This window comes from Labrenzia sp. THAF35 (genome assembly GCF_009363595.1).
Lineage (GTDB): Bacteria > Pseudomonadota > Alphaproteobacteria > Rhizobiales > Stappiaceae > Roseibium > Roseibium algicola.
This window is the reverse complement of sequence record NZ_CP045380.1, coordinates 3,911,001-3,935,150: the sequence shown is the minus strand read 5'-3', so window position 1 is coordinate 3,935,150 and position 24,150 is coordinate 3,911,001. Positions and strand designations below refer to the sequence as shown.

Below are 24,150 nucleotides of genomic sequence, written 5' to 3'. Positions count from 1 at the left end.
TAAAAAAGCCGCCGACCGAACCGCATGACGGGAGGAATTCCCATGCGGTTCAGATCGGCGGCTTTGCCTGTGCACCCGGCAGTGGGTGCGATATCTGGTAGGCCAGCGTCGGCCTCACCTGCTTAAAAGCACGAACTGTGCCAATTTGGAGAAATTGGCTTTTCTCTTTATTTACAGATACTTACTCTTTGTAAAAATTTTGACCATATGCTCAAGCTGCATATTTGATCATCGAAGCTTGCAGGCAACTGAACGAATTTTGTGCAACGCAACCAGACTGCCTCGGCGCCAGGCAAGCTGTCTCGGAAGTCAAAAACGGGCGCCGTCAAACATTTCGATGGTCATGTCTGTCGCTTCGCCGGTCAGCTCCAGAGCCTCCAGATAGGCGGTCGGAGAAAAGACCTTTTCAACTTCGCTTTCCGCCGCTCGCGAACGCTCCACCTGCCCCCAGCGAACCATCTGCTCGTAGAACCATTTGCCATGAACCGGCATTGGCGCTGCCTTGAGCCCACCCGAGAAGGTCAGGAAGTCCGGAACGTTCTTCACCGAGACCGGGCCCAGCCTGATGCGGCCCGATAGCGCTGCTAGGCAGATTTCAGCGGGGCAAGCCAGAAGGTCCGGCCTTGCGAGCATGTCGGCCAGCTCTGCATTGTTCTTCGGATCGGCACACCAGTCGGCGGCTGCCGAAAAGGCACGCATCAGCGCAGCCAGCGTTTCCGGGTTGGCTTCGGCCCATTTGCGCGTCACGCCCAGCACTTTTTCCGGACTGTCCGGCCAGATGGCCTGTTTGTAGGTTGCAATGCGCCCCGTTCCCGCGTCGACCGCAGCCGTGTTCCAGGGCTCGCCAACGCAATATCCATCGAGCTGGCCGGCGGTCAGGGCATCCGCCATGACCTGCGGCGCCAGTACGGTAATCTCGACATCCCGGTCCGGATCAATTCCGGCGGCGGCGAGCCAATAGCGCAATTCATAGGCATGGCCTGAAAATGGATGCACAACCCCGAAATGAAGCAGCGGCGCATCCGCCTCCTGCTGGTTGGCAATCACCCGCGCGAGCGCGGCACCGGTCGACATCGGATCGCCTTCCGGATCGGCTCCGACAGCCGACATGTCCGCCCAGAGTGCGTTGGAAACCGTAATTGCGTTGCCACCTAGCCCCAGAAGCATGGGCGCCAGCATGGGCACGGCAAGACTGGTCAGGTTGAGGCTGGATGCAATCGGCATCGGGGCGAGCATATGCGCCACGTCGAAATGACCGACCGAAATCCTGTCTCGAATATTGGCCCAGGAAGTTTCGCGGATCAGCTTCAGCGCGATGCCTTCCTGCTCGGCAAAACCGAGTTCGGCAGCTGCCACGACAACGGCACTGTCCAGAAGCGGAATAAAACCCGCAATGACAGGCTTCAAATTCGTATCCATGATCCTCCAGTCCCCTGGTTGGCCGCTTCTCCCCACTCGGTGTTTTTTGTTGTCATCGCGTCAGTCTCCCAGAAGTCCGCTGGCGATCACCAGGCTCTGCGCCACTTCAATGATCTTCCGGCTCTGGTTCATGGCCGTACGACGCAACAGGTCATAGGCCTCCTGCTCGCTGAGCCCCTTCGATTTCATCAAGATGCCCTTGGCCCGATCGATGGTTTTCCGGTCTGCAAGTTCAGAGCGCACTTCCTCCAGCTCCTCTGTCAGCCTGGAAAACGCGCGAAAGCGGCTGATCGCCATATCAAGGATCGATTTGACCCGCTCCCGCTTGAGCCCGTCGACGATATACGCCGACACCCCCGCATCGACGGCCGCCTCGATGGAATGGCTGTCCGACTTGTCGACGAACATCGCAATCGGTCGCCGCACCGCGCGAGACACCTGAAACATGTGTTCCAGCTGGTCGCGATTCGGGTTTTCCAGATCGATGACAATCACATCCGGATTGATATCGGCGATCTGACGAACCAGTCCTTCCATCTGGTGAACAAGAATGACCTTATCGTGCCCGGCATCGTGCAATCCCTGCTCGATGATCGAGGCACGGATCTTGTTGTCATCTATAACCAGAATGGAAAGCCCGCCGCTCATGCCGCCATTATGCGCAGGGCTATTTTTTATGCAACAAAAATGCTGCGCCGCAACAACGCTGTCCTGTGTAGACATTCTGAAGTGACCCTGGAGCGCTTGAAACCGGACTTGCGAAAGGCGGAAACCAAAAGAAGATTTCTCCTCTGGACAGAACCCCACAGCCTTAGAATGATGCACCGGGAAAATTCAGGATGAAGGAAAGCGGGATGGCGGACACGTTTGAGCCCAAGGCGCATGTGGCCCACATGGAAAAGATGTTGGGGCTGACGATCGAAGAAGATTGGCGCCCTGTTGTGGAAATGCATATCGCCGCGATCGAGAAAGCTGCCGAAGCCGTCCTGGATTTTCCGCTGGAAGACCACGCCGAAGCCGCACCGGTCTTTGTTCCATGAGCCAGGACAACAGCAAACTGAACACCCGCTCGGCGGCTCAGACGGCCACAGCCGTCAACAGCGGCGACATCAAGGCTCTGGAAGTTGCCTACGCTTCTCTCGAGGCTATTGAACGTCTCAATCCAACGGTCAACGCCTTTACCGACGTTCTGGGGGAGCGTGCACTTCTTGAAGCGCGTGCTGTCGATGACGCGATTGCAGAGGGTCGAACACTGCCACTCGCCGGTGTCCCATATGCGGTCAAGAACCTGTATGATGTCGAAGGCCTGACAACGCGCGCCGGCGCGAAGATCAATCGCGAAAACCCGCCTGCTTCTGCCGATGCGACTTTGGTCCGCAAGCTGAAAGACGCTGGCGCAGTTCTGGTCGGCGCGACCCACATGGGCGAATACGCCTATGATTTTACCGGCGAGAGCGCGCACGACGGCATCTGCCGCAATCCTCATGATACGGGTCATATGACCGGGGGGTCTTCCTCCGGATCTGCCGCGGCAACGGCTGCCGGCATGGTGCCGCTGGCAATGGGCTCCGATACCAATGGCTCCATCCGCGTGCCGGCCTCGTTCTGCGGCCTGTTCGGCTTGAAACCGACCTATGGCCGTCTCAGCCGTGCAGGCACATATCCGTTTGTCGGCAGTCTCGATCACCTAGGCCCACTCACACGATCGGCAGAAGATCTTGCCCTGATCTTTGACGTCCTGCAGGGCCACGACCCCGCGGACCCGGCCCAGGCAAACCATCCGGAAATCGAGACCCATAACCGGCTGCAGGAAGATATCGGCCCGCTGCGCATTGCCGTGGCAGGTGGCTATTTCCGCGACAAGGCCCTGCCGGATGCCCTGAATGCAGTGGATCTTGTCGCCAAGGCGCTTGGGGCAAGCCTTGAAATCGACATTCCGGAAGCTGCCCGGGCCCGCGCCGCGGCCTATGTCATCACGGCGACCGAAGGCTCTACCCTGCATCTCGGCCGCATCCTGGAACGGCCGCAGGACTTTGACCCGGAAACGCGTGACCGCTTCCTGGCGGGAACCATGGTACCGGCAATCTGGGTCCAGCAGGCTCAGCGATTCCGGAGCTGGTTTCGCGACCTCTTCCGCAAGATCTTCGAGAATGTCGATGTTCTTCTGGCCCCGGCCACGCCCTTCCCGGCCCTGCCGTCAGGTACCAAGACCTTCACGATCGGCGGCGAGACCATGCCGGCCCGGCCCAACATCGGCCTGTTTACTCAGCCAATCTCCTTCATCGGCCTTCCCGCGGTGACGGTACCGGTCTGGCTGGAAGGGGCGACATTGCCGATCGGTGTTCAGGTGATCGCCCCTGCCTGGCGCGAGGATCTGGCGCTTCGTGTCGCTCACCACCTGGAACAGACAGGTATCTGCCGCGCTCCCGTCGCCAATTTGACGGCCTGAAGCCCGGTGAAAAGGGAACTGGCCCGCACCACAGGAAATCTCAGCCTGGCGCAGTTGCGAGCGCTGGAAGCTGTGGTGCGCACCGGGAGCTTCACAGAAGCCGCAAAGGAAATCGGCGTCTCCCAACCCTCCATCTCCAATCACATTCAGGGTCTGGAAAGCCGCTTCAAGACAAAACTGCTGGTAAAGTCCGGATATTCAGTTTCCGCGACGCCGGTTCTGGTCTCTCTATTGCCCCGCATCAGGGCCTTGCTGGCATTGGCAGGCGATCTGGAAACCGAGCTGTCTCACCACCGTGCCCTTGCGGCTGGTGAACTCAGGATTGGCTATTCAACCTATCAGCTCGCCATCCCGATCATCTCGGCCTTCATGGCGAAACACCCGACCATCTCGATCGAGGCACGCGCCCTTGCAAGCCAGGACATCATCAACCTGATCGAAACAGGCTCTCTCGATATCGGCTTCATTACCGGACGCGAAATTCCGGCAGGTCTCGAAGGCGAACTGATCCTGAAGACACGCATTGTCCTGGCGGTTCCTCCCGAACACCCGCTGGCGAAAAAGGACAGCGCTTCCTGGAAAGACGTCGCCGAGCTCCCCCTCCTCCAACGAGAAGGAAGTTCGGGTACCCGCAGACTGTTCGAAGCCGCTGCCACGCTTGCCGGGACAAGACCCAAGACCGTGCTCGCTCTTGGCTCGTGGGGGTCAATCGCAACGCTGGTCAGATCCGGCTCGGGTATCGGTGTCGCTCTGGAAGCGGAAATCACCGAGCGCGACGGTTGTGTCGGTATCAGGATCGAAGACGCGAACCTCAACGCAAACCACTTTGCAGTCTGGCAAAAAGATATGGGTACGGTTGCCGCCATAGAGGCATTTCGAGCCGGTTTGCCCGCTTCATGACAAATTGAAGTCACCCGTCATTTGATAATTAAAACCTATACATTCTGATCTTTGATAGACCGAGAGGCACTTCCGTGATTACTGGCGCCTGACGCTTTCAAAACCACTGCACCAGAGTCGATTCCATCGCCCGCGATAAAAGCGTGATACTGACTTCGAACGGCTCCAGCACATTTCCAGAGACCGCCTGAATGAAACAGAGATCTTATGACCTTGCGATCGTCGGTACCGGGATCGTTGGGCTTGCGCACGCCCTCGCAGCAGTCAGGCGCGGCAAGAAAGTTGTCGTCATTGATCGCGACAGCCAGGCAAATGGCGCCTCGATCCGCAACTTCGGCTTTGTGACCGTTACCGGCCAACAGGCAGGCGACTGCTGGCAAAAAGCGTCGCGCAGCCGACAGGTGTGGGCAGAAGTTGCGAAAGCCGCCCGCATACCGCTGCTGCACAAAGGTCTGACCATGACCGCAAGGCTCCCGGAGTCGGAAGCTGTTATCGACGCGTTTCTGAAGACAGAAATGGGTGCGGAGTGTCGGCGCCTTACACCCGCTGAGGCCGCCCTCAAGGTTCCCTGTTTGCGACAGGAGAAAATCACCTGCGCGCTCTATTCGCCGCTGGAAGTGCGCGTGGAATCGAAAGATGCCCTGCCCCGGATCGCCAATTGGCTGAAAGAAGCCCATGCCGTCGATTTCCTCTGGCAGACAAGCGTCAATTCTGTCGAGGCGCCGAAGCTTCAAACCTCGCGCGGGACGGTGCACGCGGAGACCGTGATCGTCTGCCCCGGCGACGATGGCACGACGCTTTTTTCTGACCGGATCGCCACTTACAAAGTCACACGCTGCAAACTGCAGATGTTGCGCGTCGCCCCTCGCAATCGTATCGACCTTGGCACCGCAGTCATGTCTGACCTCGGCCTTGCGCGATATCTTGGCTATGCCGAACTCCCCCAAGCAGAGCCTTTGAAAGCCCGGCTGGATAGGGAGATGGCTGATCATCGAGAAAACGGCATTCACCTGATCGTTGTCCAGTCCGAAGACGGCAGTCTCGTTGTCGGCGACAGCCATCATTACAGCGCGACACCCGATCCTTTCATCGACAAGACAGTGAACGACCTGATCCTGGGCGAGATGGAGACGATCCTCGATCTTGGCCCCTATGACATTTCTGAAACCTGGATCGGCACCTACGCCTCTGCCCCGGACCGCTGGCGCTTCACCGATGCGCCGGACGATAGTACCCGCATTGTCGTCGTCACGGCCGGCTGCGGTGCCTCCACCGCCTTCGCCATCGGCGAGGAAACCATTGCCGATCTCTATGCGTGAGGAAACAAGATGAGCAAATTCAAAGCCGTGGTCTTCGACTGGGCCGGCACCATGATCGACTTCGGATCCTTTGCCCCGATGGGTGTCTTCGTAAAGGCCTTCGAGACCTTCGGCATTACCGCAACCATCGACCAGGCACGCGGCCCGATGGGCAAACCGAAGTGGGACCACATCCGCTCCATGATGGATGATCCGGACATCTGCGCCCAATGGATCGCCAAATACGGCCACGCACCAACTGATGCCGATGTGGACAAGGTCTACAAGGTCTTCGTTCCAATGAACGAGGAAGTCGTCGCCGATTTCTCCGATCTCGTTCCAGGTGCTGCCGAGGTTGTCAGATTGCTTCGCGCCAAGGGCATGAAAATCGGCTCGACCACCGGCTATACCCGCTCGATCATGGAACGCGTGCTGCCGAAAGCCGCCGAACAGGGGTATGAGCCGGACAATCTCATCTGTGCCGACGACCTGCCGGAAGGCCGTCCCGGTCCGCTCGGCATGTATCAGTGCTTCGTCGATCTGGTGGCCTATCCGCCGAGCGCGGTCATCAAGGTGGACGACACTGAACCGGGCATTGCCGAGGGTGTTGCAGCCGGCTGCCTGACTGTGGGTCTTGCGCTGTCGGGCAACTATGCAGGCAAGACACCGGAGGAACTCGCTGCACTTTCGAAAGATCAGGTTGACGTCCTGCGCCAGCATGCAACGGTAGAGCTGAAAAAAGCCGGCGCCGACTACGTGATTGATACGGTCGCGGATCTGCCAGCCCTGATCGAGAAACTGGAAGCGGAATGACACGTCCGAATATCCTGCTGATCACCGCGGACCAGTGGCGGGGCGATTGTCTCGGCACAGTTGGACACCCTGTTGTCAGGACGCCGAACCTTGATGCCTTCGCCGAAACGGCAACAGTTTTCGAGCAGCATTATGCAGCAACGGCTCCGTGCTCTCCTGCACGGGCCTCGCTCTATACCGGACTTTACCAGATGAACCACCGGGTCGTGTGGAACGGGGCACCACTCGATGATCGGTTCGACAATATCGCCCGTGCTGCCCGCCGGGCCGGGTATACGCCAACGTTGTTCGGCTACACCGATACCTCACCCGATCCGCGCCTGCATCACCCGAACGATCCCGTCCTGACTTCCTATGAAGGTGTTCTGCCCGGCTTCTGGGTACGCCAGCCTCTTGCCGAGGACGAAAAGCAATGGCTTTCCTGGATGGTCTCACGCGGCCACGATCCCGCAGGTTTGCCTACCATCCATCACGTGGAACCCGAAGAAGGTGAAAAAGTCAGCCTCAAGGCAGCCAGGTATTCGAAGGACGAAACCCAGACCGCCTTCATGACGGATGCCTTCCTCACCTGGCTTGGAGAACAGGAAGAAGACCGGCCATGGATGGCGCATGTTTCCTTCCTGCGTCCGCATCCGCCGATTGCCGCTCCTGCCCCCTATAACACCCTCTACCATCCGGATGACGGGCCGGGTTTCTCCGGGGCGCCAACTGCGGCGGAGGAAGCTGCGTTTCATCCCTTCATGGAAGCCCTGCAGGATTATCAGCAGCTAGCCTCCCATTTACCTGGAACCACTGACTTCGTGCGTGATCTGACGGAGCGCGATCTCAGGCGGTTGCGAGCACTTTATTACGGCATGATAACCGAAGTTGACGCACAGCTCGGCCGGATCTTCGAGGCGCTGGAACCACTCGAAAACACGTTGGTTATTTTCACCTCCGATCATGCGGAGATGATGGGCGATCACTGGATGCTCGGCAAAAGCGGGTTCTACCGCGAGAGCTACCACATCCCCCTCATGATACGGGCACCGGGTGGCGGTGCAGCGAACCGGGTCTCCGCCTTCACGTCCTCGACCGATATCTTCCCGACGCTCCTGGATCTGCTGGATATCGAACCCGAGCATGCCCCGGACGGAGCCAGCCTGCTGCCGTACCTCAGCGGACAAACGCCTCTGTCCTGGCGAGATGCTGCCCTCTGGGAGTTCGATTACAGGCAATTTCTGAAGAAATGGCCGGAGAAGTTCCCGGCATCTGCCCATGAAGGATCCTCCACAGCACTTTGCCGCCTCGGGCCGGAATGGCAGTTCGTGCATTTCTCCGGAATGCCCAACATTCTGATGAAGGCCGCCTGCACGTCCACCGCGCCGGTCAACGAGGCGGCCAGTCACCCGGACCTGGTGATCGCCAACCTTGATGCCCTTGTGGCAACCCGGATGCGCCACAACGACGAGACCCTGGCCAGCACCCTGGTCTGGGACTACTATCGGGAATAGCGTGTACTTTCGCAGGTCTGCTTAGCGTGACGTTAAGCGTCGAACGACAGAATGAACCCTCCATAGGGGCTCTGAAGAATGCGTCAGACTTTGCGGAAAAATCAGCTTTTCACCGGGATTGGACGGAGTGTTCTCCGGACCATGGGACTGGCTCTCGTCGCCCTGCTCTCGCACCAGCATGTGTCCGCGGCCCCGATTGAGCTCAAGGTCATTGACTCGATCGATCCACCCTGGCCGTCCATTGGACGGGTAAACGTTGCCGGCTTCAGGTCGACTGCCATGTGTACCGGCACCTTGATCGCACCCGATATCGTGCTCACAGCCGCCCATTGCCTCTACAACAAGACGACCCGCAAGCCCTTTCCGATCGAAGACCTTCTGTTCATGGCCGGTGTTCGGCGGGACGAATACTCCGCCCGCCTGGAACCTGCCTGCACCATCACCGCTGCAGGATACGAGCCACGGCAGAAACCCAGGTTGCGGGAGGTACACAAGGATGTCGGGATCATTTTGCTGAAGGAACCCAGCACATTACCACCCGTTCCGGTGCTTTCCCTGGATGAGGCAACAGTTCTGACCAAGGACACACGGTTTCAATCCGCAGGGTACCGCCGCAGCCGCCGGTTTCTGCCAACCGTCGTGCCCGCGTGCAGGGTCATGGGAACCGCCGAGGATAGCTGGGTAACGGATTGCGCATCGGAAGCCGGTGCATCGGGCGGCCCGCTCCTGGTGGAAACGCCGAACGGGCTCCGTGTTGCCGGCATCATGTCGGCCAAGATCGACGCCGTCCGCTCAGCCATTGTGCCTTTCCTGGAATGGCAGGACCTTTTGGCCAATCCGAGCTGTAACGATGACAGTGCTCCGGCAACCCCGCCACTCCGGTCATCGCTTGATACGGACAACTGACGACAATCCAGCCGACGGGCATAATCTGAACTGAAAGACAAATTTTCTCTGCACCAACGCCGGTTGCCCGGTTATGGTGCTATTCCCTGAATTCGGCCCGGAGCAGCTTCGCAACGCGTGCAGCTTTTTGGCCGGCAGACTGCCAGACGCAAAGACCCCTTGGCTCATGTACCAATCTGCGCCTCCTTCCAGTGCCGAACACTTCCGTCCGGTTTCCACCGACAAGCTCGCCTTTGTCGCCAGCGACACGGAGGAAGCACTCAAGGCTCAGGAAGACCTGTCCGCCCGCTACGGCAATGTTCCAGTGGCTGAAGCCGATGTCATCGTGGCTCTCGGCGGCGATGGCCTGATGCTGCAGACACTTCACAAGCACATGGGCAGCAACAAGCCGATCTACGGCATGAACCGTGGTTCGGTCGGCTTCCTGATGAACGAATACCGGGAAAACGACCTGAAGGACCGGCTAGCGCTGGCCGACATCACGACGATCCGGCCTTTGGAAATGACGGCAACGACCTCTGAAGGCATCCATCACGCCCTTGCCATCAACGAGGTGTCACTCCTGCGCCAGACATCGCAGGCCGCCCGGCTGCGCATCTCCGTCGATGGACGCGTCCGGCTGGAAGAACTTGTGTGCGACGGCATCATTGTCGCGACCCCGGCGGGCAGCACTGCCTACAATCTATCTGCGCATGGCCCGATCCTGCCAATCACCGCACAGCTGCTCGCGCTGACCCCCATCAGCGCCTTCCGGCCACGGCGTTGGCGCGGCGCGATCCTGCCAAACGGCGCAAAGGTCGATATCGAGATACTGGATCCCGGCAAACGCCCTGTCAGCGCATCGGCCGACCACACTGAAATCCGTCACGTCACCCATGTCGCAGTCCGGGAGGCGGCCGAAGCGGAAGGCGTGATCATGTTTGATTCCGATCACGGTTGGGACGAACGCATCCTCACTGAAATGTTCCGCTATTAGTTTCGAAACATCCTGGCGGAAACACCCTGTTAAGTATGATTGCCGATACTGCCAGCCACAGGCTCCGGCTGAATGCCCGAAGGCTTTGCCACCGGGGTGTTCTGAAGTCAGGACTGAGCGAGGATAACGAGGACATTTGCCGTCATGGCCGACACTGCCAAGGACCAGGAATATGAAATCTTGTCCCCGCCTTCGGACCTGCGCAGCAAGGTGCGGGAACTGACACCTCGCGAGGCCAAGAAATTCGATCCGGTCAAGGCGGCTGAAGCAGCACTCGAACGCTTGTCCTCCCATTTCGGAACCTGGATGAACAACGAGAGCGCCACCCTGCTTCACGCCTGGGAAGCTGTTCGCGCACAGGGATTGAACGACGACACCCTCGGCGCCCTGTTTCAGGCTGCTCACAACATCAAGGGACAGGCCCTGACACTTGGTTTTCCATTGGTTGGCGAAGTCGCCGCCAGCTTCTGTCACCTGATCGAAACCGTGCCGTCTCCCGACAAGTTGCCCCTGTCCCTCGTCGAACGCTACGTCGAAGCCATTCGCGCAATGGTCGCCGAAGGTGCAAAGGACGAAGCGAACAAGACCGGCGTCGAACTTCTGAAAACCCTGCAAGGCGTGACGGAAGAATATCTGGCGCAATTTCCGCCGAAACCTGATGACGTCTGACGGACCAGTAGACCAATTGCCAACAAGGTTTATGCCGCAACGTCAAAGAGTTGATTGACTCAGATTTCAAGCGCGCATAGCATCTGGCCTATTCATGGAGAATGGCCGTGAAACATTTTTTTTGTTTCTTTTTTCTTTTATTGCTGTCTTTGACTTCCGCACATGCCGAACGAAGGGTAGCTCTCGTAATAGGGAATTCCGGCTACGCGAACGTCGCGGAGCTGAAGAACCCCTACAATGATGCCAAAGGCATGTCGGACAAGCTGACGGACCTCGGATTCGATGTTGTCACAGGTCTCGACCTCAGCTTGAGGGACATGCGCCAGACCGTGCGCGAGTTCATCAAGAAGCTCGACAACGCAGACCTTGCCCTGTTCTTCTATGCCGGCCATGGCATCCAGGTGAACGGCGAGAATTATCTCGTCCCGGTCGACGCTGAACTCAGCACCCATCTCGACCTTGATTTCGAGGCCCTGCCCGCAAATCTCGTGCTCAATGCCATGGAGCAGAGCACGAAGGTCAACCTTGTCTTTCTGGATGCCTGCCGGAACAACCCGTTTACGGAAAACCTCGCCCGGTCCATGGGGACGCGTTCAAGCGCAGTCGGTCGTGGCCTTGCGAAGGTCGGCTCCGGTGTCGGCTCCCTGGTTTCCTTCGCGACCCAGCCGGGCAATGTCGCGCTTGACGGCGATGGCGAGAACAGCCCGTTTACAACTGCCCTGATCAAGCATCTCGGCACGCCCGGTCAGGACATCACCCGCGACCTGGTAATGGTGCGACGTGACGTTCTGGAAGCCACCAAGGGTCAGCAGGTTCCCTGGGACAATTCCTCGCTGACTGGCGAAGTCATCCTCAAACAGCTTGAGATGATGCAGCCCGTCGAGCCGGAGAAGCCCGCGATCAATCCGCAGATCGAGTTGACCTATTGGGACTCGATCAAGTCCGGACAGAATGCGGCCTACTTCGAAACCTATCTGTCTCGCTACCCGGAAGGCCAGTTCGCCGACATCGCCCGGATCCGTCTGGACGAGATCAAGGCACAGGCCGAAAGCGACAAGGCCAAGCAGGCGAAACCGGATGCCACGGCTGAAATCACCTATTGGCAGACAATCCAGAACTCCGCCCGCCCGGAAATGTTCGAGAGTTATCTCGGCAGATACCCGAACGGGATCTATGCCGACCTTGCCCAGCTGAAAATCCAGTCGATCAAGAGCCAGGCGGAAGCGGATGCGCGCCGCAAGGCAGAGGCAGAAGCCCAAGCCATCGCTGCGGCAGCAGCGAATGCATCGCCTGAAAGAACGACGTCCAAGCCTGCAGACGAAATCACCGTTGCCGCCCTGACGCCTGATCAGGCGCCCTCAACGACCTCGACATCCCCGGTATCGTTGTTATCGCCTGAAGAGCTTGCAACGGCGCTTCAGACAGAACTCAACCGGGTCGGCTGTTCGGTCGGCCGTGTCGACGGCGACTGGGGCAACAGAAGCCGGCAGGCATTGAGAACCTATGGACGTGAAGCCGGGATCGATCTTGCCTCGCTCGACCCGGATCCTTCCATTCTGGATCAGCTCAAGAAATCGACCGGACGCGTTTGCCCGCTGACCTGTGGGCGGAACCAGGAACTGAAGAACGGTCGCTGTGTCGCGACCAGAAAGCCTGAACCTTCCGGCAACAGCACAAAACCGAGCACACAGACGAAGACTACGGACAGCTGCCCGAAAAACCCGTCTGCCTATGGAAACAAGGTAATTGGAAAATCTCATGGCCTCGGCCGCCAGACCCTTACACACCCCTGCGGCAGGAAGCTTGCTTGCAGAGGTTCTAGGGCCAGCTGGGTAAAGAACTGCATCTGGCTTTAGCCGTTCGGTTGAAGTCCGATTTATGAATGTTTGAAGTTGAATTTTTCTGGTGAGCCCGCGATCTGATTTCCGATCCCGAATCGCCGGATTACCCTTCGGGGGAGCAGCCGGTTTATTGCCCGATTGCTCCCGAGATCAGGTAGCTCTGGAGAATCGATTGTGAAGCAGATCCTCGTGTCCCTTTTGCTTCTTGCGTTTGCCGCAAGCGCGGCACATGCCGAACGCCGTGTAGCACTCGTGATCGGTAATTCCGGTTATGAGCACGTCACTCAGCTCACCAATCCGGACAACGACGCCAAAGGCATGGCCGAAAAACTGACCAGTCTGGATTTCGAGGTCGTGACTGGAACAAATCTGTCGCTTCGCGATATGCGAAAGACAGTTCGGGAGTTCATCGCCAAGCTTGAAGGCGCTGATATAGCCCTGTTCTTCTACGCAGGGCATGGCCTGCAGGTAAGTGGCGAGAACTATCTGGTGCCGATTGATGCCGAGCTGAATTCCTATGTCGATCTTGAATTCGAGGCGATGCCGGCGAACCTTGTTCTCAACGCCATGGAGCATTCCACCAAGGTCAATCTGGTGTTTCTGGACGCGTGCCGGAACAATCCGCTGGCTGAAAACCTCGCACGGTCCATGGGCACCCGTTCCGGTTCTGTTGGCCGGGGCCTTGCCAAGATCGGCTCCGGGGTTGGCTCCCTGATTTCCTTCGCCACCCAGCCAGGTAACGTCGCACTTGATGGTGATGGCAAGAACAGCCCTTTCACCACGGCCCTGCTGAAACATCTCGGCACACCCGGACAGGATATTACCCGGGATCTCGTGATGGTCCGCCGGGATGTGCTGGAGGCCACCAAGGGTCAGCAGGTTCCCTGGGACAATTCCTCGCTGACTGGCGAAGTCATCCTCAAGCAGCTTGAGATGGTGGAGCCCATTGAACCGGAGAAACCAGCGATCAACCCGCAGATCGAGCTGGCTTACTGGGATTCGATCAAGTCCGGCGAATCCATTGCCTATTTTGAAACCTACCTGAGCCGTTACCCCGACGGCCAGTTTGCCGACATCGCCCGGATCCGTATCGACGAAATCGAGGCAAAGGCCGAACGTGACAAGGCCCAGCAGAACAAGCCGGATACAACGGCTGAGATCACCTACTGGCAAACAATCCAGAATTCGACCCGGCCGGAGATGTTCGAAAGTTACATTACCCGGTATCCAAAAGGCATCTACGCCGACCTTGCGCGGTTGAAGATCGAATCGATCAAACGCCAGGCCGAAGCCGAAGTCCGTCGCAAGGCCCAGGCTTCAGCGGCCGCGCCTAACCCGGCGCCTGAAAGAACTGCTACCAAACGCGACGAGGAAATCACCGTTGCCGCGTTGACACCTGACGAAACACCGGCAGGCGTCATACCTTCGCCAGTCACAACGCTCTCCGCTGAAGAACTGGCCACGGCTCTGCAGACTGAACTTAACCGCGTCGGCTGTTCGGTTGGCAGGGTTGATGGCGATTGGGGCAACAAGAGCCGTCGGGCACTGAGGACCTATGGACGCGAAGCGGGCATCGACCTTGCCTCACTCGACCCAAGCCCCGACATTTTGGATCAGCTCAAGAAATCAACCGGACGCATTTGCCCGCTCACCTGTGGACGGAACCAGGAACTGAAGAACGGTCGCTGTGTCGCAACCAGAAAACCTGAACCTTCCGGCAACGGCTCCAAGCCGAGCACCAAGTCCAAGACCGCCGACAGTTGCCCGAAAAACCCGACTATTTACGGCAACAAGATCATCGGCAGAGTGCCCGGTGTCGGACGACAGACGTTGACACACCCCTGCGGCAGGAAGCTCGCTTGCAAAGGTTCAAAGGCCAGCTGGATATTGAGCTGTAACTGGATTTAGCTACACGGCTAAAGCCAGATTTAAGTACGTTTAAAGTTGAAGTGTGCCGGCGAGCCGCGATCTGAATTATGATCCCGGCCTGCCGGAGTGCCCTACAGCAGAGTAACCGGAATAGTTTTGCACGGCAGCTCCCGAGAGCTGGTAGGTTTGGAGAACCGCCTGTGAAGCAGATAATTGCATGCCTGTTGCTACTTGTGTTTGCCGCAAGCGCGGCACATGCCGAACGCCGTGTGGCGCTCGTGATCGGTAATTCCGGCTACGCGAATGTCGCGGAGCTGAAGAACCCCTACAACGATGCCAAGGGCATGTCGGACAAGCTGACGGACCTCGGATTCGATGTTGTCACAGGTCTCGACCTCAGCTTGAGGGACATGCGCCAGACCGTGCGCGAGTTCATCAAGAAGCTCGACAACGCAGACCTTGCCCTGTTCTTCTATGCTGGCCATGGCATCCAGGTGAACGGCGAGAATTATCTCGTCCCGGTCGACGCTGAACTCAGCACCCATCTCGACCTTGATTTCGAGGCCCTGCCCGCAAATCTCGTGCTCAATGCCATGGAACAGAGCACAAAGGTCAACCTTGTCTTTCTGGATGCCTGCCGGAACAACCCGTTTACGGAAAACCTTGCCCGGTCCATGGGGACGCGCTCAAGCGCAGTCGGTCGTGGACTTGCGAAGATCGGCTCCGGTGTCGGCTCCCTGGTTTCCTTCGCCACCCAGCCGGGCAATGTCGCGCTTGACGGCGATGGCGAGAACAGCCCGTTTACAACTGCCCTGATCAAGCATCTCGGCACGCCCGGTCAGGACATCACCCGCGACCTGGTATTGGTGCGCCGGGACGTTCTGGAAGCGACCAAGGGACAGCAGGTTCCCTGGGACAATTCCTCGCTGACTGGCGAAGTCATCCTCAAACAGCTTGAGATGGTGCAGCCCATCGAACCGGAGAAGCCCGCGATCAATCCGCAGATCGAGCTGACCTATTGGGACTCGATCAAGTCCGGACAGAATGCGGCCTACTTCGAAACCTATCTGTCTCGCTACCCGGAAGGCCAGTTCGCCGACATCGCCCGGATCCGTCTGGACGAGATCAAGGCAAAGGCCGAAAGCGACAAGGCCAAGCAGGCAAAACCGGACGCCACGGCTGAAATCACCTATTGGCAGACAATCCAGAATTCGACCCGGCCGGAGATGTTCGAGAGTTATCTCGGCAGATACCCGAACGGGATCTATGCCGACCTTGCCCAGCTGAAAATTCAGTCGATCAAGAGCCAGGCGGAAGCGGATGCGCGCCGCAAGGCAGAGGCAGAAGCCCAAGCCATCGCTTCGGCAGCAGCGAATGCATCGCCAGAAAGAACGACAGCCAAGCCTGCAGACGAAATCACCGTTGCCGCCCTGACGCCTGATCAAGCGCCGTCAACGGCCTCGCCGTCCCCGGTATCGTTGTTATCGCCTGAAGAGCTTGCAACGGCTCTCCAGACAGAACTCAACCGGGTTGGCTGTTCGGTCGGCCGTGTTGATGGTGACTGGGGCAACAGAAGCCGGCAGGCACTGAGAACCTATGGCCGCGAAGCCGGGATCGATCTTGCCTCACTTGACCCGGATCCTTCCATTTTGGACCAGCTCAAGAAGTCGACCGGACGCGTTTGCCCACTCACCTGTGGACGGAACCAGGAACTGAAGAACGGTCGCTGTGTCGCGACCAGAACGCCTGAACCTTCCGGCAACAGCACAAAACCGAGCACACAGGCGAAGACCGCCGACAGTTGCCCGAATAACCCGAGCTCTTATGGCAACAAGATAATTGGAAAATCTCACGGCCTGGGCCGCCAGACATTAACCCATCCCTGTGGCAGAAAGCTCTCCTGTGTGGGCAACCATTCCAGTTGGGTTCTGACCTGTAACTGGCTTTAAGCAGTTGGCTAAGGCTTGAATTTTAGACTTTCGAAGTTGAGATGTTCCGGCGTATCCGTGATCAGAATGATGATCATTGCCCGTCGGAGCGCCCTGCAGTTGAGTACCCGGAACAGTTTTCCCCGGCTACTCCCGAGGGCCGGTAGGTTTGGAGAACCGCCTGTGAAGCAGATAATCGCATGCCTGTTGCTTCTTGTGTTTGCCGCAAGCGCGGCACATGCCGAACGAAGGGTAGCTCTCGTAATAGGGAATTCCGGCTACGCGAATGTCGCGGAGCTGAAGAATCCCTACAATGATGCCAAGGGCATGTCGGACAAGCTGACGGACCTCGGATTCGATGTTGTCACAGGTCTCGACCTGAGCTTGAGGGACATGCGCCAGACCGTGCGCGAGTTCATCAAGAAGCTCGACAACGCTGACCTTGCCCTGTTCTTCTATGCCGGCCATGGCATCCAGGTGAACGGCGAGAATTATCTCGTCCCGGTCGACGCTGAACTCAGCACCCATCTCGACCTTGATTTCGAGGCCCTGCCCGCAAATCTCGTGCTCAATGCCATGGAACAGAGCACGAAGGTCAACCTTGTCTTTCTGGATGCCTGCCGGAACAACCCGTTTACGGAAAACCTTGCCCGGTCCATGGGGACGCGCTCAAGCGCAGTCGGTCGTGGACTTGCGAAGATCGGCTCCGGTGTCGGTTCCCTGGTGTCCTTCGCCACCCAGCCGGGCAATGTCGCGCTTGACGGCGATGGCGAGAACAGCCCGTTTACAACTGCCCTGATCAAGCATCTCGGCACGCCCGGTCAGGACATCACCCGCGACCTGGTAATGGTGCGCCGGGACGTTCTGGAAGCCACCAAGGGCCAGCAGGTTCCCTGGGACAATTCCTCACTGACTGGTGAAGTCATCCTCAAGCAGCTTGAGATGGTGCAGCCCGTCGAACCGGAAAAGCCGGCGATCAACCCGCAAATCGAACTGGCCTACTGGGATTCCATCAAATCCGGCGAATCTATTGCCTATTTCGAAACCTACCTGACCCGATATCCCGAGGGCCAATTCGCGGATATCGCCAAGATCCGGATCGATGAGCTCAAGAACCGTAGCGAGGCAGAAGCAGCCCGCAACGCGAAGCCCGACACCTCCGCTGAAATCGCTTTCTGGCAATCAATCCAGAACGCCACCCGGCCGGAAATGTATGAAACCTATCTGGAGCAATATCCGGACGGGATCTACGCCAAGCTGGCAAGACTGAATATATCTTCACTGCAACAGCAGGCGGAAGCGGCAGCTACTGCCGCCGCTGCGGCAAAGGCAGCCAAGGCTGCGGACGCCTCCAACAGCACGTCCCCTGCGCAGGAGATAACCGTTGCTGCCCTGCCGCAGCAGGAAACAGTATCAACCGAACCTGCTCCAGCAATTGTTCCATCAACAAGCAGCCTGTCACTCTCGCCTGAAGAACTCGCCACTGCAATGCAAACCGAATTGAACCGCCTTGGGTGTTCGGTTGGTCGTGTTGATGGTGATTGGGGCAACCGTAGCCGGCAGGCTTTGAGGACTTTCAGCCGCGAAGCAGGTGTCGATCTTGCCTCGCTCGACCCGGACCCTTCAATTCTAGACCGTCTGAAGCAATCGACAGGCCGAGTGTGCCCGCTGACATGTGGCCGAAATCAGGAACTGAAGAACGGCAAGTGCATCGCCGTTCGGCAGGAGACACCCTCCAAATCGAACGAGAAGTCCAACTCCACTAAGACGGCACAATCTAGCGGCGCTTGCCCGGCTGATCCAACAGCCTCGTCCAGAAGGCTGGTCAGTTTCAACTATAGGCAGATCACCGCTGTTGCGACACATCCGTGCGGTCGGCAGGTGATTTGCAACAAGCCGCAGAGCAACGTTCATCCGTTCAAATGTTTCTGGAAGTAATCCGCTAAGAGGTGGACTGCGGCCTAAGCAGCGGCTGTCACCTGAAGGCCGCTGTTCTTCACCAATAGCCGAGCCTCGAGACGTGCAACGTCGATGGCGAAACGGCGTAGGAACGCAGTCACGTCTTCGTCCGCTCCCAGGGCGCCGTCCTGCATTTCGGAAAGCAGTGTTTCCGTTAGCATGCGGGCTTCGTCCAGCGCCAGATCATAGGTGAAGTCGGCATCCGCCTGCCGGGCAATATCAATGGCCAGCAGAAAGGCCTGGTGAGCCCGTAGAGGCAAACCGGCCTTGCGGAGCATGGCCTGCAGCGCCGACCGGCGAACCGTCACCAGAAGCTTGCACAGCCTCGGCAGCGGCACCTGGCCAAGGTTGGCAAGAGCGGCAGCGAAAAACCGCAAGCGTCCACAGCAGACCGCGCGCAGCAGCAACCGGGTGGTCAGCTTACCATTGACACGAAGATGCTCGACGAATTCCGGCAGATCGTCTGCACCGGCTTCGAGAGCCAGCCGCAGCACGACCTTGTCTTCCGCATCGCTCAGGAACGTATGACGCTGGTTTTCCGGAACGCGCTCCAGCACGATCGGATGGTCGTCGAGGTTCTGCGCGAGCCGCATCAGCAACTGATAGCGCGTGGTCAGCGGCAGGTCCCGGGTTTTCAGAAGCTGGTCGCAGAGGTCCGGCCGGTCTTCGAATCTTTGCGCGATACGCAGGAGGGAGGACTGCAGGATGCGGGCGCTTCTGTTTTCCAGAAGCTGCCTGCAGGCCTGCTCGCAGCCAACCTCACAGATGGCGGCGCAGACAGAAGCCGGCAATCCCTCACGCGAGGCGATGGCGCATTGAACGGCATCGCTGCCTTCGGCAAGAAGGTCGACCAGTTCGACATCCGTCAATATGGGAGAGTGCTTGAGAACCGGCAAAGCCACTTCGTCGACATCACTTGCGAGGCAGCGGACAACGTGACCGGGAGCGTAGGCGCTTGGCGCAAGCAGGTTCGCTATCGCCTTGCGAACGGCGCGGCTGGGGTCATCGAGAAGAATCGTCAAGGCTGCAGCCATGCTGGTCTGTTCCTGGCTGCCAGGTTCGGCTGCCAAATAACGTTCCGCGAATTCTTCCGCGGCACGTATATCCAAGGTGCGCTCGTCAACTTCGTTCAGAGGGTGAAAGTCATGTGCGTTCATGGCGGTAAAACAATCTTCCCAAGAGTCGAGTGTGAGTCTGACATCAAAGGCTTAACGATCGGTTCACCATAATTTTGCCAGGTTCTCTGGCGAATGCCCGCCTTTCCCGATGGTGGCGGACATGAGACATCAGGCTTTCAGACGGGTCTTTCAACTGCCCATGCTCAAGCCGGTGGCAGCAGGTCCTTTTGTTCCTCTTCTGCCTTCAGGCGCAGGAAACGCGTCAGGTCCAGCGGTCCGCCCTGATTCACCAGCGCCAGTTCCTGTGCCTGCACCTGGTTGGAAGCTCCGGACAGGGCGCTGACAAGGGCAGCTTCTTCCACAGCGGCGAAAGCCGACGCAAAGCGCGGGTTGACGCCTGCCTGGTTCGAAGCCGCGTCATTGCGGAACAGAGCCTCGAACGGATTGGCTGTTTCCGTCGCCTGGAAGGCCGACAGAACCCTGTTGCTTGCGTCGAAATCATCACCATCAATGGCTGCTTCGCGTGTGTTTTGCGGCACCGGACGGTCCGGGGTCACAGAGCCGACACTTTCTTCCAGAAAAGCTGCGCTTGCCGTTGTGGTTGCCCCCTGCTCTGCAGTGCGCTCAGGCAGCGGCACATCCGTCTTTGCCAATTGAAACAGTTCGCCCTGAGGCAATTGAGGGCCTGTGTTGTCAGCTCTCGCGATCTGGCCCGGGCCAGCGGGTTTCGTTCGCATTGCGAAGGCGGCTGCCGGATCTCCCGCGAGATGATCGAAGGATTTCTGGTTGATCGTCGCAGCGCCGTCCGCAGGCTTTGCATTCGGCAGCGTGGCGACCTGCGTGAGTTCTCCCGATGTCCGCAGGTCCTTGTTGGTGCTGGCCTGCGCAATCATCGTGACGGCATCGTGCTTGGAAACGATAACCTCGTAAACTTCCTGCATCGAGCGGGCCTTGCCGTTCGAATGATAGAAGATCGGTTTGTTGGCGCGTGCCTGAGCGGAAAAAACCTTGTCGGCTCGCATGTCCGGGCTGGCGCCGGCCGCATCAATCAATCTGCTTGCGCCGTTGGCACCAAGAAAATGAGCCATATAGAGCTCGCCGTCGCTCGGTTCGCGCCCGATTCTGCGTTCCAGGTACTGGGAATTCTTCTGCGTGAGCGCCCCTGCCATCATGGACGAGATTTCCGGATCCTTCCGAAGGTCGAGAATCTCCCGCCGCATTTGCGGGTCGCTTACATAGAACTTTCCGCTCTTGGAGCGTTGAATCTGATCGGAGTATTTTTCAAGACCGTGTTTCGGACCAGCTTCCTTCATTGTCTCCAGCCAGGTGGATTCAATGAATTGGAACAACCCGGTGGCGCTGGATGTTCTGGCCTTTGCCGTTGGGTTGAATGACGATTCCCGCGCAGCTGTCTTCACCAGGTAGTCGAATGACGTCCCCGTTGAAGTACTCGCAGACTGAAACGCAAGCTCGATCCTAGACGCGATCGAGGCGGTGTCAGCAACTCGCATGACCCTGTCTCCTCGACGGAACCAAATTATCACTTCGTTAACTTTCAGCGTTAACTTTCACGCCCAAAAGGTTAACAAAACCTTAACAACACACAGGTGGGGATCTAAGCAACTACAGGCGAGTCTTTTTTCTTTTGTGCCTGGTCAGAACTACTTATGTCGAAAGCCGGTTATGTGGACAGACAAGAGGCTACCGGCCATTTCCTTTGGAAAAACGCACCAGGAAAAACATCGACTACTGCATTCGAATAACGCCGTTTTCCATGAGTCGGCAAGTCACAATAAAAAGGCGCCGACTTTGCCGGCGCCCTTTTCGGTCATGATCGTTCGGATAATCGTTAAACTTTGGGTCGGCCCATCTGGAACACCTCGTTCACCACGGCGTAGTCCATGTAGCCAAGCCGGGATAGCGGCTTGTAGAGCGTTACATCCACCTTGCCGTCGACAATGACGCTTTCATCGATGTGGACACCGACAACCTGACCGAAAACGACGTAGCTGTCGGTGTCGTCTCCTGTCAGCGTCTTCAATCGCAGGGTTTGAAGGTGCTTGCACTCCAGCGCAGTGACGGCCTTTGCAACGCGAGGCGCTTTCACCAGTCTTGAGGCAGCCATCTCCAATCCGGCCAGATCAAACTCGGAGATCTCATGTGCGACGGAGGCGGAGGACTGGTTCATCTCGTCCTTGAGGCCGAGGTTCGCCATGTTGCAGACGAACTCCCCTGTCGCGTCGATGTTGGAGACGCTGTCCTTGTAGCCGGTGGAAGAGAACATCACGATCGGCGGTGTATCGCAGACCGCGTTGAAGAAACTGTAGGGTGCAAGGTTGGCCTTGCCGTCTTTGTCGAGTGTGGAGATCCAGCCAATCGGCCGGGGTGCGACAATAGCCTTGAACGGGTTATGCGGCAGGCCGTGGTCGTTTTTTTCCGTTTCGTAGAACATGGGTCAGTCGGTCTCTGTCCAGGTGGATACAATATCGGCAAGGTCGGGGCGCGGACGCTCGAAAGGTGGCTGTGTCGGAGTTCCGATATGTACGAACCCCGCAAACCGTTCTCCGTCTCGCGCGCCAAGGTAACGGGCTGCATCTTCATCGAAGGCAAACCATTCGGACAGCCACTGCGACGCGAATCCTGAAGCTGCCGCGGCTGTCAGAAGGTTCATGCAGACGGCGCCGGCAGAAAGCTCCTGTTCCCAGATCGGGATTTTCGGATGCTCGGCTGCCTGGCTGAGAACACCGATCACCAATGGCGCACGGGTGAAGCGGGTCAGTTCCTTCTGGCGTTGCTCGCCGTCGAGCGGTCCGTTGAGTGCTTCATACCGGTCCGCCAGCCAGGAACCGATCGTGCGTCCCTGTTCCGGCCTGTAGAGAACGAAACGCCAGGGCGCCAGTTTGCCATGGTCTGGCACACGCGCTGCAATGGTCAGAATGTCGTTGATCTGTTCTTCGTTCGGCCCCGGGGCTGTCATGGTAACAGAGGGGTGGGAGCGCCGCTGTCGCAGAAAGTCCAGAGTTGCCGGCGATCCGGCGCTGTTACTCGGCATGAAAAGATCCTGTCGGCCTGTTGCAATCGTACGATCCACCTAATTCATTGACCGTAATTGTCAACTTTGATCGCGGCGTCTTGAATTTGCCCAATTTCCGGGCGCATTAAGGGACAACGCTGCAGTGCGGTGAATCTCGGGAAAATCGTCCTTGGCCCGTGATCGGTCAGATTGCACCGAGAATTCCAAAAAACGCACTGGAAACAGAAACATAGTCGTTACCCTGCATCCGGTGCACTTGCACCAGGCAAACCGGACCGGATCTCCAAGGTCAGTTTCGGGTGACGAATGCCTCAAAAGACTGGTAAAAGTCTGCGAGTCAAAATGATAACGACGTAGGCATGGTGAATTCAGCCCCCCTCTCCGGCCAATCGGCTTTGAAGCGTGCAGTCAGATGCACTGCATTTTCGATAATGCTGAGCGCCGTCCTTTCGATGGGCCTTGCTCCTGCGACCTTGGCGCAGACATCTGACGTACCGCCGGCCCCTGCGGAAAAACCGGACCCGAACGCACCGTCTGCTGCCCCTGAAGAACCCATCATCAACCTGCTCGACCGCGAGCCGGAACCCCTCTTTTCCGATACGCTTGTCCCCTACGCGCCGGCCAGGGCATCATCCCCCGGTATCAAGGGCGGCTTGCGGCAGGGCGCTCTCTACCTGATGGCAAAGCTGACGCCCGACAGCCCTCCGCTGAACGAAGGGCTCATCTGGCGGATCTATTCGGAAACGACCAATGCCGACGGGCGCCTGCAACTTGTTGCAACGTCGCAAGGTGGTGATGCCGAATTCCGGCTCGACCCAGGCACCTACCTGATTCACACCGCCTACGGCTTCTCCCAGGCAACCAACCGCATCGTCATCGGCAAGGAAGTCCAGTCGAAGATGGTGACGCTCAATGCGGGCGGCATCAAATTCGGTGCGGCACTCAAGGATGGTGAAGACCTCGACGGGCGCGCCGTGGCCTTCGATCTTTATGGCATGGAGTTCAATCAGCGCGGCGAACGCAACCTGATTGCCAGCAACGTCAAGCCGGGCTCCATTCTCCGTCTCAGCGCCAACACCTATCATGTTGTCAGCAAATACGGCGATGTGAACGCTGTCGTCCGGGCCGATATTCAGGTGCTGCCGGGCAAGCTCACTGAAGCGACAATCTTCCACAAGGCCGCCGGTATCACGCTCAAACTGGTCAACGAACGTGGCGGCGAAGCAATTGCCAACACGACATGGTCCGTCCTGAGCCCGGGGGGGGATGTCGTGGTCGAGGCGACAGGCGCCTTCCCTGATTTCGTGCTGGCAGAAGGCGAGTACGAAGCCCTCGCCCGCAACAATGGCCGCACCTACCTTCACACGTTCCAGGTGGAACCGGGTGAAGACCGGGAAGTTGAAGTGGTCACTTCCATCAGCGAACTGGCCAGCCAGCAGCAGTCCAGCATCAACAACTGACCTGCGCCGTGTTCCCGG

Annotated in this window: 20 protein-coding genes; 14 read left to right on the top strand and 6 right to left on the bottom strand. The window is 58.2% G+C overall.

Annotated elements, in window-relative coordinates; all coding sequences use genetic code 11:
* Window positions 1-309: 309 nt before the first annotated feature.
* The gene (locus FIU93_RS17995) at window positions 310-1,419 is read right to left on the bottom strand and encodes a CmpA/NrtA family ABC transporter substrate-binding protein (RefSeq protein WP_152506371.1); all 1,110 of its coding nucleotides are present in this window, start codon (window positions 1,417-1,419) and stop codon (window positions 310-312) included.
* 60 nt (window positions 1,420-1,479) lie between these two features.
* On the bottom strand, window positions 1,480-2,067 hold the full coding sequence (locus FIU93_RS17990) for an ANTAR domain-containing protein (RefSeq protein WP_152506370.1): 588 nt from the start codon (window positions 2,065-2,067) through the stop codon (window positions 1,480-1,482).
* 206 nt (window positions 2,068-2,273) lie between these two features.
* Here FIU93_RS17990 and FIU93_RS17985 point away from each other — a divergent pair, with 206 nt between their 5' ends.
* The 13 genes from FIU93_RS17985 to FIU93_RS17925 all read left to right on the top strand — a co-directional run bounded on the left by FIU93_RS17985 (window position 2,274) and on the right by FIU93_RS17925 (window position 18,499).
* A complete protein-coding gene (locus tag FIU93_RS17985) occupies window positions 2,274-2,459 on the top strand; it encodes a DUF4089 domain-containing protein (RefSeq protein WP_200863770.1) in 186 nt (61 codons plus the stop codon).
* Window positions 2,456-3,868, top strand: coding sequence for an AtzE family amidohydrolase (locus FIU93_RS17980; RefSeq protein WP_152506369.1), 1,413 nt, complete (start codon window positions 2,456-2,458; stop codon window positions 3,866-3,868). The genes FIU93_RS17985 and FIU93_RS17980 overlap by 4 nt, the downstream gene beginning before the upstream one ends.
* Window positions 3,869-3,874: 6 nt before the next feature.
* Window positions 3,875-4,768, top strand: a complete 894-nt coding sequence (locus FIU93_RS17975; protein WP_152506368.1) for a LysR substrate-binding domain-containing protein — start codon at window positions 3,875-3,877, stop codon at window positions 4,766-4,768.
* A 191-nt stretch (window positions 4,769-4,959) separates the two neighbouring features.
* Window positions 4,960-6,087, top strand: coding sequence for a TIGR03364 family FAD-dependent oxidoreductase (locus FIU93_RS17970; protein WP_152506367.1), 1,128 nt, complete (start codon window positions 4,960-4,962; stop codon window positions 6,085-6,087).
* 9 nt (window positions 6,088-6,096) lie between these two features.
* Window positions 6,097-6,879: a phosphonoacetaldehyde hydrolase gene (gene phnX / locus FIU93_RS17965; RefSeq protein ID WP_055654807.1), complete on the top strand. Its 783-nt coding sequence runs from the start codon at window positions 6,097-6,099 to the stop codon at window positions 6,877-6,879.
* Entirely contained in the window at window positions 6,876-8,372 is a 1,497-nt protein-coding gene (locus FIU93_RS17960) for a sulfatase-like hydrolase/transferase (protein WP_152506366.1), read from the top strand. Before phnX ends, FIU93_RS17960 begins: the two co-directional genes overlap by 4 nt.
* A 141-nt stretch (window positions 8,373-8,513) precedes the next feature.
* Window positions 8,514-9,278, top strand: coding sequence for a trypsin-like serine protease (locus FIU93_RS17955; RefSeq protein ID WP_209010159.1), 765 nt, complete (start codon window positions 8,514-8,516; stop codon window positions 9,276-9,278).
* A gap of 166 nt (window positions 9,279-9,444) precedes the next feature.
* Complete coding sequence (locus tag FIU93_RS17950) at window positions 9,445-10,254, top strand: NAD kinase (RefSeq protein WP_031269325.1); 810 nt, start codon at window positions 9,445-9,447, stop codon at window positions 10,252-10,254.
* Window positions 10,255-10,398: 144 nt separating this feature from the next.
* Window positions 10,399-10,923, top strand: a complete 525-nt coding sequence (locus tag FIU93_RS17945; protein ID WP_152506364.1) for an Hpt domain-containing protein — start codon at window positions 10,399-10,401, stop codon at window positions 10,921-10,923.
* Between the two features lie 101 nt (window positions 10,924-11,024).
* Window positions 11,025-12,779, top strand: a complete 1,755-nt coding sequence (locus tag FIU93_RS17940; RefSeq protein WP_152506363.1) for a caspase domain-containing protein — start codon at window positions 11,025-11,027, stop codon at window positions 12,777-12,779.
* 159 nt (window positions 12,780-12,938) lie between these two features.
* On the top strand, window positions 12,939-14,672 hold the full coding sequence (locus tag FIU93_RS17935; RefSeq protein ID WP_152506362.1) for a caspase family protein: 1,734 nt from the start codon (window positions 12,939-12,941) through the stop codon (window positions 14,670-14,672).
* 161 nt (window positions 14,673-14,833) lie between these two features.
* A complete protein-coding gene (locus tag FIU93_RS17930) occupies window positions 14,834-16,582 on the top strand; it encodes a caspase domain-containing protein (RefSeq protein ID WP_209010157.1) in 1,749 nt (582 codons plus the stop codon).
* Between the two features lie 162 nt (window positions 16,583-16,744).
* The gene (locus tag FIU93_RS17925) at window positions 16,745-18,499 is read left to right on the top strand and encodes a caspase family protein (RefSeq protein WP_152506361.1); all 1,755 of its coding nucleotides are present in this window, start codon (window positions 16,745-16,747) and stop codon (window positions 18,497-18,499) included.
* A gap of 23 nt (window positions 18,500-18,522) precedes the next feature.
* Here FIU93_RS17925 and FIU93_RS17920 read toward each other — a convergent pair whose 3' ends face one another.
* The 4 genes from FIU93_RS17920 to FIU93_RS17905 form a co-directional block, all read right to left on the bottom strand.
* Entirely contained in the window at window positions 18,523-19,677 is a 1,155-nt protein-coding gene (locus FIU93_RS17920) for a DUF2336 domain-containing protein (protein WP_055654815.1), read from the bottom strand.
* Window positions 19,678-19,841: 164 nt separating this feature from the next.
* Window positions 19,842-21,149: a transglycosylase SLT domain-containing protein gene (locus FIU93_RS17915; RefSeq protein WP_152506360.1), complete on the bottom strand. Its 1,308-nt coding sequence runs from the start codon at window positions 21,147-21,149 to the stop codon at window positions 19,842-19,844.
* Between the two features lie 338 nt (window positions 21,150-21,487).
* On the bottom strand, window positions 21,488-22,090 hold the full coding sequence (locus FIU93_RS17910; protein ID WP_023001101.1) for a flavin reductase family protein: 603 nt from the start codon (window positions 22,088-22,090) through the stop codon (window positions 21,488-21,490).
* 3 nt (window positions 22,091-22,093) lie between these two features.
* Window positions 22,094-22,615, bottom strand: coding sequence for a nitroreductase (locus FIU93_RS17905; protein ID WP_228872758.1), 522 nt, complete (start codon window positions 22,613-22,615; stop codon window positions 22,094-22,096).
* Window positions 22,616-23,103: 488 nt separating this feature from the next.
* On the opposite strand from FIU93_RS17905, the gene FIU93_RS17900 reads away from it, so the two are divergent.
* Window positions 23,104-24,132, top strand: coding sequence for a hypothetical protein (locus FIU93_RS17900; RefSeq protein WP_023001099.1), 1,029 nt, complete (start codon window positions 23,104-23,106; stop codon window positions 24,130-24,132).
* Window positions 24,133-24,150: the final 18 nt, after the last annotated feature.

Excerpts from the sequence above, each read along its gene's own strand:
- FIU93_RS17995 (WP_152506371.1), bottom strand. The coding sequence starts at position 1,419 with ATGGATACGAATTTGAAGCCTGTCATTGCGGGTTTTATTCCGCTTCTG.
- FIU93_RS17990 (WP_152506370.1), bottom strand. The coding sequence starts at position 2,067 with ATGAGCGGCGGGCTTTCCATTCTGGTTATAGATGACAACAAGATCCGT.
- FIU93_RS17985 (WP_200863770.1), top strand. The coding sequence starts at position 2,274 with ATGGCGGACACGTTTGAGCCCAAGGCGCATGTGGCCCACATGGAAAAG.
- FIU93_RS17980 (WP_152506369.1), top strand. The coding sequence starts at position 2,456 with ATGAGCCAGGACAACAGCAAACTGAACACCCGCTCGGCGGCTCAGACG.
- FIU93_RS17970 (WP_152506367.1), top strand. The coding sequence starts at position 4,960 with ATGAAACAGAGATCTTATGACCTTGCGATCGTCGGTACCGGGATCGTT.
- phnX (WP_055654807.1), top strand. The coding sequence starts at position 6,097 with ATGAGCAAATTCAAAGCCGTGGTCTTCGACTGGGCCGGCACCATGATC.
- FIU93_RS17960 (WP_152506366.1), top strand. The coding sequence starts at position 6,876 with ATGACACGTCCGAATATCCTGCTGATCACCGCGGACCAGTGGCGGGGC.
- FIU93_RS17955 (WP_209010159.1), top strand. The coding sequence starts at position 8,514 with ATGGGACTGGCTCTCGTCGCCCTGCTCTCGCACCAGCATGTGTCCGCG.
- FIU93_RS17950 (WP_031269325.1), top strand. The coding sequence starts at position 9,445 with ATGTACCAATCTGCGCCTCCTTCCAGTGCCGAACACTTCCGTCCGGTT.
- FIU93_RS17945 (WP_152506364.1), top strand. The coding sequence starts at position 10,399 with ATGGCCGACACTGCCAAGGACCAGGAATATGAAATCTTGTCCCCGCCT.
- FIU93_RS17940 (WP_152506363.1), top strand. The coding sequence starts at position 11,025 with ATGGCCGTGAAACATTTTTTTTGTTTCTTTTTTCTTTTATTGCTGTCT.
- FIU93_RS17920 (WP_055654815.1), bottom strand. The coding sequence starts at position 19,677 with ATGAACGCACATGACTTTCACCCTCTGAACGAAGTTGACGAGCGCACC.
- FIU93_RS17915 (WP_152506360.1), bottom strand. The coding sequence starts at position 21,149 with ATGCGAGTTGCTGACACCGCCTCGATCGCGTCTAGGATCGAGCTTGCG.
- FIU93_RS17910 (WP_023001101.1), bottom strand. The coding sequence starts at position 22,090 with ATGTTCTACGAAACGGAAAAAAACGACCACGGCCTGCCGCATAACCCG.
- FIU93_RS17905 (WP_228872758.1), bottom strand. The coding sequence starts at position 22,615 with ATGACAGCCCCGGGGCCGAACGAAGAACAGATCAACGACATTCTGACC.
- FIU93_RS17900 (WP_023001099.1), top strand. The coding sequence starts at position 23,104 with ATGCTGAGCGCCGTCCTTTCGATGGGCCTTGCTCCTGCGACCTTGGCG.